This is a genomic window from Bacteroides sp. GM023 (assembly GCF_014750685.1).
In the GTDB taxonomy this organism is placed as follows: domain Bacteria; phylum Bacteroidota; class Bacteroidia; order Bacteroidales; family Bacteroidaceae; genus Bacteroides.
In genome coordinates, this window is the sequence record NZ_JAAXGE010000002.1 from 111,780 (window position 1) to 128,120 (window position 16,341).

9 protein-coding genes are annotated in these 16,341 nt (G+C 38.8%); all 9 read right to left on the reverse strand.

The features are described 5' to 3' along the window. Nucleotides 1–520: 520 nt before the first annotated feature. Entirely contained in the window at nt 521–2,719 is a 2,199-nt protein-coding gene (locus HC965_RS03350) for a GH92 family glycosyl hydrolase (RefSeq protein WP_191030119.1), read from the reverse strand. 31 nt (nt 2,720–2,750) lie between these two features. Further along, nucleotides 2,751–4,196, reverse strand: a complete 1,446-nt coding sequence (locus tag HC965_RS03355; protein ID WP_191030120.1) for a sialate O-acetylesterase — start codon at nt 4,194–4,196, stop codon at nt 2,751–2,753. Nucleotides 4,197–4,219: 23 nt separating this feature from the next. Beyond that, nucleotides 4,220–5,632 (reverse strand): glycoside hydrolase family 28 protein, encoded by a 1,413-nt coding sequence (locus tag HC965_RS03360; RefSeq protein ID WP_191030121.1) that lies wholly within the window; start codon nt 5,630–5,632, stop codon nt 4,220–4,222. A 12-nt stretch (nt 5,633–5,644) separates the two neighbouring features. Continuing rightward, nucleotides 5,645–7,027, reverse strand: a complete 1,383-nt coding sequence (locus tag HC965_RS03365; protein ID WP_223854679.1) for an alpha-amylase family glycosyl hydrolase — start codon at nt 7,025–7,027, stop codon at nt 5,645–5,647. Then, entirely contained in the window at nt 7,027–8,589 is a 1,563-nt protein-coding gene (locus HC965_RS03370) for a SusE domain-containing protein (protein WP_191030122.1), read from the reverse strand. Before HC965_RS03370 ends, HC965_RS03365 begins: the two co-directional genes overlap by 1 nt. Before the next feature lie 8 nt (nt 8,590–8,597). Further along, nucleotides 8,598–9,767: a SusE domain-containing protein gene (locus tag HC965_RS03375; protein WP_191030123.1), complete on the reverse strand. Its 1,170-nt coding sequence runs from the start codon at nt 9,765–9,767 to the stop codon at nt 8,598–8,600. A 12-nt stretch (nt 9,768–9,779) separates the two neighbouring features. Then, nucleotides 9,780–11,351, reverse strand: a complete 1,572-nt coding sequence (locus tag HC965_RS03380; RefSeq protein ID WP_191030124.1) for a RagB/SusD family nutrient uptake outer membrane protein — start codon at nt 11,349–11,351, stop codon at nt 9,780–9,782. Between the two features lie 12 nt (nt 11,352–11,363). Next, nucleotides 11,364–14,351, reverse strand: coding sequence for a TonB-dependent receptor (locus HC965_RS03385; protein WP_191030125.1), 2,988 nt, complete (start codon nt 14,349–14,351; stop codon nt 11,364–11,366). 221 nt (nt 14,352–14,572) lie between these two features. Further along, complete coding sequence (locus HC965_RS03390) at nt 14,573–16,243, reverse strand: DUF6377 domain-containing protein (protein WP_191030126.1); 1,671 nt, start codon at nt 16,241–16,243, stop codon at nt 14,573–14,575. Nucleotides 16,244–16,341: the final 98 nt, after the last annotated feature.

Here is a 16,341-nt window from a genome sequence, read left to right on the forward strand (position 1 = left end):
CGGATAGTTTTTAGGTCATTTTAGACAGAATTCAGGTGGTATTTGGGCTATCCCTGAATAAAAAAAAATCCCATTTTGAAGTCACTCTTGACTCAAAATGGGATAACACAAACAAAACAAACAATATTAGCGATTTTCACAAACAGCTGTACCTTATATTCTAAAATTCATAAGACTTATTTAGATTTTGTCGCTAAAACATTTTTATAGGAACAAAAGTATCACTTTATTGCAAAATGCGACACTCGATTTAAGAATAGTTATAAAGAATAATCGTTTAATATGTAAAGAATTGTATCGACTTATAAAGAATTGTATTTAATTTCTTCAGTAAATCACTCATTTATAGACATAAATAATATATTTGCAATTTCCATATTACAAAAGGACATTTAACAGAGGATATTCTCTAAAATATAAAAGGAGCTATAATCCTTAAATTACACTCCCTTTATATTTTCAGTTACACCCAAAAACAATCTAATCAAGCTTATCCATTCTGATTAACAAGCTTATCCTGTCAGCCATGTTTATCCGTCATTACAAACTCTAAGATTCCACCTTTCGTTATATCAGAATGATAAATACGAAAATCTCTCAATGGTTTTCCATTTAACGTAACAGCCTTGACATACTTATTAGCTTTCGATAAATCTATCGCTCTTACAACAAATTGCTTCTGATCAGGTAAATCAATTATAATTTCCTCTAATTGAGGTGCTCCTATCACATACTCACCACCACAAGGGTTTACCGGATAAAATCCCATAGCAGAGAAAACATACCATGCCGACATCTGTCCACAATCATCATTTCCACACAAGCCGTCCGGTCTTGCTTGATAAAAACGGTCAAAAACCTCACGTATCAGCTCCTGCGTACGCCAAGGACAATTCACGTAATTATACAAATAAATCACATGGTGACTTGGTTCGTTACCATGAGCATATTGTCCAATCAACCCTGTGACATCAAGTACTTTGCCCATCTTGTCCGGTTCAGGTTCTGTCATAAACAAACTATCCAACTTATTGACAAAAACATCTTTACCACCCATCAATGCTATCAATCCTTCTACGTCCTGTTGCACATGCCATGTATACTGCCAGGAGTTACCTTCCGTAAAATCACCACCAACTTCTCCCGCATGAAACAAACGCATCGGATTGAATGGAGTTCTCCAATTTCCTCCAGAATCTTTGCCACGCATAAATCTTGTTACCGGATCAAAGAGATTCTTATAATATTCCGAACGTCTTATAAAATACTCATAATCGCCCTTTTCATCGAGTTTTTCAGCCATTCGGGCAACGCAATAATCATCATAAGCACTTTCCAATGTCTTAGATACAGATTCGGCGGTTACCATATCAAACGGATAATAACCATACTTATCATATACTTCCCAGTCTGAATTCCGATGATTGACAGTAGATGATTCTTTGATTGCCCGATACGCCTCTCTTTTATCAAATCCATCGAATCCCTTCAGATAAGCATCCACAATAACAGGAATAGCATGATTACCAATCATACAATAGTTTTCTTTCCCCCACAATGTCCATATAGGCAGATATCCATATACTTTATAATGCGCAAGCATACTATTCACCATGCCATTCACCTTTTCAGGAGTAAGAATAGTATATAATGGGTGCGCTGCACGATAAGTATCCCAAAGAGATAAAGTAGAATAATATTCCCCTGAAGGAGATATGAATACACTATCATTCACACCTCTATATTTACCATCTGTATCTGTAATATTGTTAGGCTGAATAAACAAGTGATAAAGAGAGGTATAAAAATTAGTTTTCTGCTCATCTGTTCCTTTCACATGAACTCGCTGGAATAACTGATTCCATTTATCATGAGTTGTTCTTCGTATTTTCTCAAAATTCCAGTCTGGGTTTTCCTTTTGCAAAGAAGCCACCGCACCATCCACGCTTACAGAAGATATTGCAATCTTGACTTGCAGAGCTTCATTTTCTTGCAGATTAAAACTCAATAACAGTCGTTTGGCCTTCTCACCCTTATAAGCTGGAAGTATCTCTTTTACTTTATAGGGTTTATCAAAATTGATCGCATAATAAAAGTGACGACGTACCCAGACATTAGTCTCATTATGTCCAGTTATCGTCCGGTCATCAGGCATTTGCATCTCAGCCAGCAATACCCTATCATGAATAGCCTGAGAAGAAGTGACAAGACCACTCTGCAAATCCAGCAATAAATTGGCTTCGCTACCATTCTGATACGTGTATTTATGGAATGCAGTACGTTCTGTCGCTGTTATCTCCACATTTATTCCAAAATCCGGTAAAGTGACCGCATAATATCCAGGGGAGGCTGTCTGCTTCGATTTATCGATTCTACTTTTATAGTTATTATCCGAGATTGTTCCGCTAAATGGCAAAATCAAGATATCTCCTAAATCCGGACATCCCGTACCATTCAAATGATTCTGAGCAAAACCAAAAATTTCATCGTCATCATAGTTAAACCCAGAACAATAGCGCCATGACCCGTTACCGCTTTCGGGGCCAGCTTGTATCATACCAAACGGAGCGCAAGCACCGGGAAACGTATGTCCGTTATCAGCATTACCTATAAACGGATTTACATACCGGGCATAATCTGTTTCTACCTCTATCTCTTTATCAGACGTACATGAATAAAGAATTCCTAAGAGCAATAAACCTACAATATAGTTTCTCATGAACAAGTTTTTTTAATTCACCAAAATCAGTCTAGTAAACATCATCCCATTGGTCTGTCCGAAAAGGAACCAAGGGTTGTCCTTCCGTAGTCATCACATTCGCATCATGATAATTCTTGAAAGCATATCTGACAGCTACCGGATGAGGTACTTTTTCACTTGTTATCTCCATTTTATTCTGCCCTTGTATCAGCAAGGCCTTTGCCGGATAAAACTTACGATCCTTCCCTGCCATTTCAAAACCCTTCAATTCACCACCATAAAAGTTGAGACTACCTACAGCGGCAGGGCTATAATCCGGCACTCCCTTGAATGTAAGCATAGCTTTATTTCCTTCAAAAATAATATTATCCACCATAGGCGCATCCGGCAATAATCCATCAATATGATACGTCTGTCGAAGGGCCAACGCAGCCAAGCGCTGCCCAATCTCTTTTTTTCGTGGCGGATGAATACAAGTAGAGTGTCCTAAATCAGTTGTCGCAGCAATACCTGCATTCGGGATGTTTTGTAAAGCTTTGTATTGTGCCTCAATAACTAAAGGCAATGCGATTTTTTCCGCTCCATCATAAGGGAAAGGAACCAATTGTACATAATAAAACGGCATTCCTTCATTCTTCCATTCTTTCCGCCAAAGTTTTACCATAGAGGTCATCAGTTTGTCATAATCAAAATAATTATGTTGATTGGACTCTCCCTGATACCATATAAAACCACGACTAGTATAGTTACAAATCGGAGCTATCATTCCATTAAAAAGGTAAGAAGCATTGGCAGCCTCTGTTTTTACCTGAGGAGTAAAAGCAAGTTCTTGATTGATACCAACTGTTTCTTTAATAGCTTCTACAGTCATCCAAGGCTCAATGGCAATACCACCACAATTAGGCGTAATCAGTCCAATCGGTATATTCAGAATACGACTCAGATTCTTCCCGAAAAAGTAACCCACAGCACTGAAATCCCGGACACTTTCAGGAGTCGACTGAAGCCAGCTCCCCCTGCAATTCTCCTGTGGATATTTCGCCGGAGTAGGCGGAACAGTAAACATCCGAATACCTGAATACCGTTTTGCTTCAAATATCTCATCTAAAGAGCCGGCAACCGGCTGCCCATAAAAACCATGTACAGGCATTTCCATATTTGACTGCCCCGAACATATCCAAACCTCACCTATTAATATATCATTGAGCACCAAAATCTCACCATCACTGATCTGAATATGATAAGGACCACCAGCTTCGGGTGTCTGTATCTGAAGCAACCACTTTCCATCTCCGCTAGCCTGGGTTGCATACACTTGGTGATTCCAGGAAGGCTCTACTGTCACCTTTTGAGAGGGATCAGCCCATCCCCAAATATTGACACAGCTCGAACGCTGCAACACCATATTATCACCTATAATAGAAGGCAATTTTACTTTTCCCCAAGTAGATAATGTAATGAACAGGTATAAAACTAACCATATAGTTCGTCTCATAAATATTTAATTAGCTTCTTCTTTTATTTATTAATAACAGTTCCGGTATGCTCCAATACTATAGAACTTTTACTCTCACAACCCGGATAATTCACATTTATCAGTTCAGCTTTCCCTATGTTATTCAGCCAAAATGCAGGTCGTATATCTTCTCCCTGGAAATTTAATTTCACATTCTCAAGAAGCATATTCTCCACATTACGCGCATACCATCCCCAACACGGTAATGGGCGCGAGTCTGCCGGTGGTTGACAAACCTGTATATTCTTCAGTTCAGGATTCGCGTCACCGATGTAATTAACAGAAATATCTCTGAACGTCACATCGCTGAAGGTTCCTCCTTTCCAACTTTCAATCGAGACAGCAGCCTGATTGATATGTGTAGCCTTCATCCGTTCCACAAGAATATTATTTCCGGTATTTCCCTCATTCAATACAATCATTAACGGATTATTCATTGTATCAATGCTGATATCGTGTATATGTATATCTTTAATTTTACCAGGAGCTTTCCCCCAGCCACCCGGTTGCAAGATAATAGCAGACAGCATATTGTTCCGTTTCTTTTCTTTAGAAGTGCGATGTGCATATTTGCCCGGACCAGCGAACACACAATTAGAAATCGTAAGTCCGGTTGCCGGCATTATCATACGAATCCCATTACAAGAAGAATTGATATAACAGTCGTTTATCACCATATTTTCCCAATAACCGCCTGCAATAGCATCATCTCCCGTGAAGAACCGGCAATTACGGATAGTAATATTCTTGCCTCCACGTATATGTATTCCATCCCAGCCTTCATTAAATTCAAGTTCATGAAATACCATATCTTCTATTTTGTAAGCCATGAATGCATAATTGGAAGCACAGTTCATAGTAATTCCACGCATCAACAAATTTCGCGACTCTGCAAAAATTACCGCATGCGGACCACGCATTTTTTCTTCACCTTCCGGATCAAACACATGATTACCGTCAATAATGCCTTCACCCTCGATAGCAACATTACTCACACCTACTCCAAGAATCAAAGCCCGGTTCCAATGAGGATCAACTGAGCTATTCGCATTCTCACCGCCTTCCCCACTATCAAACATAGTAAGATTCCCCAAAGGAATATAGGACTTATATTGACTGACATCCGGAGTTCCCTTCAAAACTGCCTCTTTGTGTAAGTAAAGTGTTATATTATCTTTAAGATAAATTGTGCCAGTGAGATAAATCCCCTTGGGGATCAACACCTTACCGCCTCCATTCCTGAAACAATCCTCTATAGCAGAATTAATAGCATTTGTATTCAATGTTTTACCATCTCCCTTTGCTCCGTATTTACGAATATCATAGAAAGTACCTTCACCGACTGATGCTTCCACAAATAAAGGTAAAAACAGGAAAGTCATTAAAAGAATAATTTGCAGTATATTTTTTTTCATCATATCTATGTTTTACTTTACAAAAATTGCATATCCATTTTCATGCAACGAGATACCATCTGTTATCGAGAACTCTTTATCACCTCCATTCAGATAATCTTTAAACTTACCAGCCGGAACATCCTGGGTAAATCGCAGTCTTTTAGGTACCTGAGCAAAATTTAAAAGAACCAGCACCTCATTATCGCCCCTCATACGTGAATAGGCAAACAAGTTTTCATCATTGGTAGAATATATTTTCAAAGCTCCCCGATTTGTACCATCTTCAAGTGCTGGTTGAGTACGTTTCAAGCGAGTCAGTTTCTGATACAGATTAACATAAACTTTATTCGTCGGATCCCACTCCACCATTGAGGGCTCAGCAAAGTTCATGGATTTATTCATTCCAATTTCCTGTCCGTTATAAATAAGAGGCATATCATAAATGGTAAAGGACAGGACTGCCAATGGCAACACATTATTCCCATAACGGTCAAATTCTGTACCTTCATAAGCATTCAAATCATGATTAGTTATATAAACCATACGTCCCTTATTCTTGTATACCGCATCATTGAACAACTTTTTGCACTCAGCAATCAGTGCCGGAACATCATTGTCTGTTCCAAAATCTTTCAATGCAGTTGCAAAATCCCAAGCATAGTCGTAATCAAAGACCTCCATATTAGCAGAACCGGAGCCTTCGGCAAGCCAGGTTACCTTTTTTACTTTATCCACTTCTTTCCGCAACTCTCTCCAAAAATCTACCGGAACAAAATCAGCCGCATCAAACCGGAAGCCGTCAATATCAAATTCAGTCAGCCAATATTTCATTGCATCAGCCATAGCGGTACGCATCTCTACATTACTGTGATCCAGTTGAATGACATCCAGCCATCCTCCGGGAGAGTAAGGACGTTCTCCATCCTTCTCCGCATAATAATCCAAATGGTCAGCAACCCAAACATTATCCCAAGCAGTATGATTTGCCACCCAATCCAGCCAAATTTCCATATTCATGGTATGAGCGGCTTTCACCAAAGACTTAAAGTCTTCCGTTGTTCCAAAATCAGGATTGATTCCTTTATAGTCTTTCACTGAATAAGGACTTCCCAATGTTCCTGCCCTATTTTCCTCACCACGAGGATGAATAGGCATTAGCCAAAGAACATCTACACCTAGTTCTTTCAACCGAGACAGGTCGTTTTCAAGTCCTTTGAAATTATGCCCGGAAGAATAGCTATACACATTAACCTCATATATCACTTTATTATGCGAAGTGATTGGACTTATCTCGTTATTAGGTATATCAGTCCACGTATACTCATCATCATTACAGCTATTCAACACCAACAATGAGAATAGCAGAAGCGAAAATATTTTTACCGGATTCATAGTATCTCTATTTATAATCATTAATCATTTAATTTCATCATTACATAATACCCTGTCAAATCATTAAGCATAAACAGGAAGTTGCCTCCTTCATCCCGGACAATATTAACATCCCGATCAACAGGGTTCAATTCACAAATACCGTATGGATTCGACCATTGGTCTACAGGAACATAATTGTTGCCAAATGCATTATTAGCCACGAATTTGACACCATTATCCGAGTTTTCCGTAAAAGGCATATTAATCTTCAACTTCCATATATGAGGATTACCTGGCATTTTTGTCATCTGCGCTATCGGATTTGACGGATTCCATCCACAATATGCTCCAACGACACTCATCGTATTCCATTCTATAGCACCAGCTACATTATACTCTATCACCTGATAAGTCATTTTCTCCAAATTAATCGTAATCGTCTTATAGCCATCGGTTGTAATTTGAATCTTTCCTTCCTCACTATCCGCATAAATCAATGTGCCGTCTTCTTTTCGGCAATAAGCCTTATTAGTGCCCAAAGACTCTTCCGGAACAAACTTTAATGAAGTATTTCCATTAAAATATCCGGTAAAAGTATATATGTAGTTCTGTACGTTACTATTTTCCTTGAACATCATAAAGTCGGTATTAGTTGTGTCCCAGCTATTCATATCTCCTACAAGATATACAGGTCGCCGAGGATCGACTTCTACATATGGAACTGCAGAAAACGTTATTATATTCGATACAACCTCTTTTGTGATACCTGCTTCCTTATAATGACTCAGCAATCTCATTTGTAAATTCATGCTCTCACCGGGAGTTGCCCCCAATTTATCAATCAACAGGTTATTCAACTCCTTAGTCAAGACATTTGCCGTAAGCGAGGAAGTAACAGCTAATATTTTAGGAGATTCAAAACTATTATCAGCTTTATCAATTTGTAAGGTATATTCTACTACCGGTGATACAGGAGCCGGCGTCTCAGTTCCTTGCAGATAAAATTTCGTTTCTGTCCATGTAGCAGCAAACAATAAAGGATTATCTTCTCCTGTCGGTCTTTCGAGTATATAGCTATTATCAGGTAGAGAATTCACGACACCGGATACAGCTTCGATAACCGGTTCAGGTACATAAGGAGTAATTGACAGAAGAAGTGGCTCCGAATAAGTTATTATTTGATTACCGGTACTCTTGACACGGATGCTAACTACCTGAGTCTCCTCATTTCCTTCACCTGCCAAGTCTACCAAAATATCACGCAAAGTTTCTTCATAAACATCCATATAGAGCCGTTGTGTAGAATAGATTGTCCGGGGATTAGCAAAATTTCTCTCTGCCAAATCCACTTCTACATCATAGCTTACATCTTCTACATAAATCGGCGATTCAGATTCTGAAAAGAACTTAGTCTTTGTCCAAGTCATTCTGAATAAATAAGCATTCTGTCCTTCTATAAATTTCGGCAACGAATAATCTGTGCTTTCAAGATCGCTGATTACAGAAGGCACTGCATTTAGCCGATTTTGATCGTCGTCATTACATGCCGGCAGAAAAGCCAGCAAGCAAAGTAAAGCGAATATAATCTGTATTTTCTTCATGTTTCTGACTAGTTTATTGTTTTTTTCTGGAAAATGTAATGTCCGGTCAGGTCATTGAAGATTACCTGATAATCCCCACCCTCCCGCAAAATAATATTAGGATCATATTCATCACCCATCAGGAAAACACTCTTTCCATACGGAACTGATTCCGGATCCGTAGCTGCCCATCGACTGTCCCAACTCTTATTAGCACGAAACTTCACCGGATGTGTAGCTCCCGAAGTAAGAGGCGGTAGTGTAACATCCATTTTCCAAATATGACTATTGTCAGCAGAAAACCTCGTCATCAAGGGCTCATTATCCCAACCACAGAACTCACCGATTAATCCGACAGAGCCCCATACTTTAACCCCGGTCATATCATAATCTTCAACGCTGTAAGTCAGTTCCTTGAGATTAATCGTAATTGTTTTATAACCGTCAGTAGAATTATATAGAGAGCCACCGTCACTTTCCACATATTCAAGTTTACCTTCTTCCTTGAAACAATATGCTTTGTATGTTCCCAATGATTCTTCGGGAAGAAACTTATAATAACAGTTAGCAGGCATATATCCTGTATAAGTATAAACATGGTTCTTGCTATCGCTGTTGTTCTTAAACATAATATACATCCCATCTACATTTGTATTATTCCATCCATTCATATCCCCAATGATATACATCAATTGCAACGGATCCCTATCTTTGAAAGGAGTTACCGCTAATTGTATCTTGTTACCTGATACAACCTCTCTGACCACATTCTGACCATAACTGGTCAGAACTCTTAACTCTATCTCCATCTTTTCTCCAGGAACACCGTTCAAACCTTCTTCCAGCAAATTATTAAATTCCTTTGTATAAACATTTGCAACTAAAGAAGTGGTAGTCACCAACGTTTGAGGAGTCTCAAAATTATTCCCGACCCTGTCTACCTGCAACGTATATTCTACCGGAGCTATCGGAGTAGGGGTAGAACTTCCGTCCAAATAGAACAAAGTTTCTGTCCAGGTTGCTGTAAATAAGAGTGGGTCGACATCCTCCGGATTCTGAAGCTCATAGCTATCAGCCGGAAAATCATCAAGTGTACCAGGTACCACCCGAGTCAATGCAGGTTCTGTATCCCTATCACTACAAGCTACCATGCCAAGCAGGCATAGAATACTAACAATATATTTCAGATATGTTTTCATGTGTCTTTTCATTTAGTAACCGGTATTTTGTCTTAAATCAAGATTAGATGTCAGTTCTGTTGAAGGAAGAGGGTAAAGATTGTACTTACTATCAATATTAGCCACCCCACTGAACACTCCATTTTTCCAGGGCCATTTATAATTCCTCGTAAACCTGTCAAAGCGAATCAGGTCTGTACGTCGATGGCCTTCCCAATACAACTCACGTGCACGTTCTTCCAAAACGAAGTCCAATGTCAGTTCTATATCCGAAATGGGTGAAATACCTGCACGTTCGCGAAGTTCTTTAATATATAGCAAAGCTTGCGCTTTAGTACCACCTTGTCCACCGCGGAGTACCGCTTCCGCATACATCAAATAAGCATCAGCCAAACGGAAGAAAGGAAAATCAGTATCGGCATGTGCACTATTTGATCCTGCCGTACCATCACTCTTCAAATTCGAATATTTAATCACCGACCATCCTTTAGTGAAATCATACCAAACGGAAGTCTCCAAAGTTCTGTCCTGTTTCCAAAACATGGCACGTTTATCACCTTCCTCAAACATTGTCGATAAAGACTCCTTCGCTCTGATATTCGACCAAGCTTGGGAGAATCCCAAATTTGTCAGCGGATTCATATCCGATTTGCATGCAGCTGCGATCAAATAGGTGGTCCCGCCAAAAGTTGTAGCCCTGCGACCATCATAAACCAATGGAAATATTATCTCCGGTGATTTCTCATTATCCGCACAGAACATATTCTTATAAACAGGATCAATAGTAAATCCCGCTCCCAGTATCTTCTTCAAATAAACCAAACAGTCATCATATCTTTTTTCGCTGATATATACTTCGGCATTCAGATACATTTTAGCCAAAAGCATCCAAACCGTAGGCTCATTCACCATACCATAATGTTCCTTATCAGCCAGTGGTAATTTCCCTTCCACACTCTTTAATTCGGACTCGATCCAAGCGAAGAAGAACTCTCTTCCTCTTTGTTCTATTTGCCTAGAACCTACTGCCACGCTTTCGTCAATAAAAGGAACATTAGCATAAAGATCCATCAAGAAATAATAATTCATAGCACGTAACACCGTAGCTTCCGCCCTAAATCCATCAATTTTTGCCCTCAACCCGTCGTTCACACCCCGATGTTCTAACTTCTCTTCTGTCGTTTCACGCAAATACTCGTTGGCATAAGCTATATTCATATAAATACGCGTATAATTCAATGCAACAAAATTGTTATTCGAATTCCATTGACAGAATTGCAATCCTCTCATCGTTTCGTTATCTTCCGCACAAATGACCTCATCCGTACCCAACTGCTGCAGATTCCAGTAAGACCGCAGAAAAGTAGCTTCTCCCTGATCATTGGCAGAAATATCAGGAAGCCCAAACGGGCCTTCGTTTCCCGAAAGAGTCAATCCCGCATATATCTTCGCTAAAAATTGTTCATAAGCATCTGGATCTTCCCAAGCTTTCTCAGGAAGTAATTTGTCATCCGTCAGAGGTACTGTATCCAAATCTCCCAAACAGGAAGAAAAGATTATAGGCAAACAGATAGATAATAATAACAAGTTATATAATTGCTTCATAATTCTATGTTTTTAAAAATTAAGATTCACACCAAGTAAGAATGTCATAGGACGAGGATACAAAGTTCCGTCATATCCACCAAACACTTCAGGATCGACTCCTTTATATTTAGTAAATACAAAGGGGTTCTGCACACTTCCGTAGATTCTTCCGTTGAACGGGATTCGCTTTGAATTTTTAAACGACCATCCCAGTACGATATTGTCAATACGGAAAAAAGATGCATTCTGCACATAGTAGTCAGATAGAGGTTGTGCTATCTGAAAGTTCGTATCAAAGGCACTTGTCACTCGATTAGACAAGGATTCACTGGCATAAATAGTGGTAGGACTTAATCCGGCATGATTGGCAGCAATTGCATTATAATTGTAAGTTCCGAAACTTCCATGCCCTGCAATAGACAAATCCCAAGCCTTCCAGTTCAACCGAGTATTCAATCCGAGAGTGAAATCCGGTGCAGATTTCTTATACGGACGTAAATCCTGTTCATTAATCTGTCCGTCATTATTCTGATCTTTATAAAGCCCCTCTATCGGCTTGCCCTTATCATCATAAATCTGCTCATAAACGTAATACATATTAGCTGCATGTCCCACCATATGCACAGTCATACCATTCACACTTTTCGTATCCTTATCATCTCCAACACTTAATCTGGTAATCTTATTTTTATTATAGGCTACATTGCCTCCTACTTCCCAAGTGAAATTTCGACTGACAATGGGACGTCCATTGATCGCAAACTCGAATCCCGTATTTTCAAGATTACCGATATTAGCTGCAACATATTCTTTAAAGTTCGTTCCGGCGGTTGTTTTGGTCTCCGCATTTATCAAGTCTTTAGTCTTACGGCGATAAACATCAATCGTCCCGTCAATCCGGTTATTAAATAAACTATAATCCACACCCACATTATAAGTAATTGTAGATTCCCATTTCAAATCAGGATTGAACGCTTCCGGACGTAACAGTGATACCCATACAGGTACCCCATTATTGTATCCACGCAGGTAATTGGCCTGATCTCCCACTGTATGCAGATAAGTAGCCATATAAGGATAATCCCCCTGATTAATATCCTGTTGTCCGGTAACTCCCCAACCTAAACGTAGCTTCAGGTTATTAATAAATCCTAAGTCTTTGATAAAACTTTCTTCCGATATTCTCCATGCCAAAGCGACCGAAGGAAACAATGCCCAACGATTATCCTTATGAAAACGGGATGAACCGTCATTACGTAACGTAAAGGTCATCAGGTAACGATCTTTCACATTATAATTGAGACGTCCAAAGAAAGAAACGATGTAGTGCTCCGTTTCATAATTGCTTTGAGTTACAAGCAGCGGATCACCGTATGCGTCAAACTTCGTAATGCGATGGCCTATTCCATCACCTGCACGCCAGTAATGCTGCCAGGAATAGCCGCCCATCAAATCAAAATTGCTATCCAGGAAATTAAAGTCTTTCGTATATTGAGCATAGAAGTCGAATGAGGAATTACGAATTTCCTGGTTCCAGCTCGAATCATAACCTCCATACATATAATCAGACGGAGCAAATTCTGAAATATACTTAATACCTTCTCCTTTCGAATAATCCATACCTACATTCATGTTCAGTCGCAAATCAGGAAAGAAATGCAATTTATAGTCAATCTGAGCATTTCCGATAAAGTTACGTACCTTCGATTTGTCCTGCGTCATTTCCAACATTGACAGTGGATTCTTGGTTGCCACCTGGATAACATTTCCATCATCACCTCTCCATGTAAAATATCCGCCATAGGGACTATCCTTATCATAAACAGATTGGGAAGGATCCATTACAATCGCTGCTCCAATAGCTCCCCAATCGGCAAAGCGGTTCTTTACATACATACCACGTCCGTTAAGATTGATTTTCAGATGATCATCAAATAAAGAAGGAGTAATAGAAAAACTTCCTGTATAACGTTCCGTCTTGGACGTTTTCAAGATACCATCTATGTTGGTATATCCAAAAGAGATACGATAAGGCATCAGCTTTCCTACAGTTCCATATACACTCAGATTATGCTCTGTATTCAATGTAGTGCGAAATATCTCATCTTGCCAATCAGTATTTACCAATCCCTGTTTCTTCGCCATTTGCTCATAGATACTCAAATCTGAATACGTATCTTTGAGAAATACACGGAACTCATCTCCCGTCATTACATCGATTTTCTTTTTGGGAGTACCTATGGATACATTCCCGTCATAGGTGATTTTCACTTTTCCTTCTGACCCTTTTTTAGTAGTAATCAGGATAACACCGTTTGAAGCACGTGAACCATAAATAGCCGTCGCAGAAGCATCCTTCAAAATAGTGAAAGATTCAATATCAGTTGGATTAATTGTGCTTAATATATTTCCGGCACCATTTAACCCCTGATTATCAATAAACACACCATCCACTACGATCAAGGGATCATTACTGGCCGTAAGGGACGAACCACCTCTGATTCGGATAAAAGAAGCACCATTAGGAGATCCTCCTTCACTGGTGATAGCCACTCCTGCTACCTTACCAACCAGCAAATCCTGTGTATTGGGAGCGAATCCTCTGATTTTGTCATCTGCCTTAAGACTCGTTAAAGCCCCGGTAGCATCTCCCTTTCGTACCTGACCATAACCGATAACTACCACTTCATCCAGCAACTTATTATCTTCTGTCAGAGTCACTATTAAAGTGGGCTGTCCCTTGTAAACAACTTCTTTAGTGGTATAAGTGATATAAGAAAATACGATGGTGGCACCAGTTTTGACATTAGATAGTATAAAACGCCCATTCGTATCCGTTACCACTCCATTAGTAGTACCCTTTACAGACACATTTGCTCCGATGACAGGTATTCCTGCCTCATCTTTAACAAGTCCCTTCACCGTACTCTGCTGGGCAACTGCCCGGGAAGCAAAGAGTATGAAAAGAACTAGCACAAAAAACTGTGTGATTTGTTTAATTCTGAATTGCTTTTCCATAAATATTAGTAATGTTGAACAAGTTAGTTTTACCGAAATTCTCTAAGGCAAAACTAAGAAGATATTGTAGAAAACAAATAGGCTAGTAAGTGCAAGGTAAAAATTAACAGTTAGCTTTTTAGATTATTACACTGATTATCAAACTATTAATCAAGAGTCCTCCATGTATCTATGTAAATTGAATTTTCTTTCAAAAAGCAATTTACCCCTTTATAAAGACATTAAAAGCTATCCTGACAAAGACGTTTTACCTTCTCTTCAAAGTCTTCATCCATATTCAAAGCTTTCGATTTAATCTTACTACGATAATTATAGACTGTACGGGGGGTATAGTGAAGAAAAACAGCTATTTTATTTATGTCCTTAACTCCTAACTTGATTAATGCGAAAACACGTAATTCCTGATTCAGAGACTTATCTCCAGTAGCCGGATATCGTTCCTCGGGTCGAAGAAGCCTATTAAACTCTTCAACAAAAGAAGGATAAATATTCAGAAAGGCATTATCAAAATTAGCATATAATTCTTTTAATTCAAGTACCGAATTTTCTGTTTTAGATGTCAACTTCAATATATCGGTTATCTGACCCGCTTTCACCTTGCGGTTCACTGTTCCTTTAAAGGCATCCAATTTCTCGATATATTCAGTACATATTTCAAGGAAGCTACTGATAAAAAGTTCCTTGATATGATTAGATTCGGCAAGGGAAAGATTCGTCTGTTTTAATTGCTTATTAACATCCTGCAGGGCTACATTCAATTCGTTCAGACGTGCATTTATTTCCTCGATATGTTTCTTTGCCTTTGCCAATTTTTTCATCTGTTTTACGACAAATAGAATAACAACTAACAAAATGATAGAGAGTACACTCACTGTTGCCAATAGAATTCGTAATCTATCCCGTTGTCTTTCACGATCCAGCTGATAAGCTTTGTCAATGATAGGCAACATTTTGGCGGTTTGTATATTCCGCAACCGTGCATTGTAAAAATTAGCATCATCCAAACTCTTTTTTATATATTGGTTTGCCCGGTTTATATCTACATCACTATTAAACAAGATAAAAGCCAAGGCCCTCAATGATATATTCTCTTTCACAGAGGCCTTTATATCAGAGATAGCAGAGATAGCCAAATATTCTTTAGCCTTCTCCTTATTTTCCATCCGTTCATACAGAAATGAAAGAATAGATGTTATCTCCGCACATTCTTTTGTATCCTGTTTCACCTTAGGATAATAAGATAGCAATATCCTTTCCGCAGTAGCCAATTCTCCTGTTTCAATACAGCGAAAACCATACCGTGTAGCATATTCAAACGTGGCCGTATCCGCTATTTGAATCAATGAATCCTGGCAAATCTCCTTTTTCACAATCAGATCAGCTAAATCATAACCATCATTATACTCAATCATATAGATATATACATCAATATATGTCTTATAGTAGTCAATCAACTGATGATGCTTTAAGTCTTCCCTCGAGATTGAATTCAGAATATCAATCGTCTTCGAAAACATCCCCGCCTTAGCTTCTCCACGTGCCAACTGTATTTTACTATCATTTACCCATCCGGCATTCTGTAAATTTATAGCCATATCCAAAGCCCGTGTAGCATAAGCTATCGCCGAGTCACAGATAAAAGTCTCATATTCATGTGCCAGACTTTGATAAATAGAATATTGGCTTTCTTTGGGAAGATTCTGATTCCGAAGTTGTTCTTTGAGATTATCCAAATAGTTTTCTTTACGTACGGTATATTCTTTCTCTTTTACTATGACATTATCCAGTTCATTCAGTAAAGAATCGAGCCTTGTCTGGGCCGGCAATGAAGTAGCTACAAGTAAACTACAAACGATTAAAGACATGAATCTCATCAAAACATCTCTACCCATAAGATATATGACTTTGTGTATAAACATAGACAATCCCATTTTCTCCAAGAAACCAAATAATTACTAGAGATGCACAAAGATAATAAATCTATGGAAAG

Bases quoted from the DNA above. Each gene is read 5' to 3' on its own strand.
- HC965_RS03385 (WP_191030125.1), bottom strand. From the start codon at position 14,351: ATGGAAAAGCAATTCAGAATTAAACAAATCACACAGTTTTTTGTGCTA.
- HC965_RS03355 (WP_191030120.1), bottom strand. From the start codon at position 4,196: ATGAGACGAACTATATGGTTAGTTTTATACCTGTTCATTACATTATCT.
- HC965_RS03360 (WP_191030121.1), bottom strand. From the start codon at position 5,632: ATGAAAAAAAATATACTGCAAATTATTCTTTTAATGACTTTCCTGTTT.
- HC965_RS03350 (WP_191030119.1), bottom strand. From the start codon at position 2,719: ATGAGAAACTATATTGTAGGTTTATTGCTCTTAGGAATTCTTTATTCA.
- HC965_RS03370 (WP_191030122.1), bottom strand. From the start codon at position 8,589: ATGAAGAAAATACAGATTATATTCGCTTTACTTTGCTTGCTGGCTTTT.
- HC965_RS03365 (WP_223854679.1), bottom strand. From the start codon at position 7,027: ATGATTATAAATAGAGATACTATGAATCCGGTAAAAATATTTTCGCTT.
- HC965_RS03390 (WP_191030126.1), bottom strand. From the start codon at position 16,243: ATGGGTAGAGATGTTTTGATGAGATTCATGTCTTTAATCGTTTGTAGT.
- HC965_RS03380 (WP_191030124.1), bottom strand. From the start codon at position 11,351: ATGAAGCAATTATATAACTTGTTATTATTATCTATCTGTTTGCCTATA.
- HC965_RS03375 (WP_191030123.1), bottom strand. From the start codon at position 9,767: ATGAAAACATATCTGAAATATATTGTTAGTATTCTATGCCTGCTTGGC.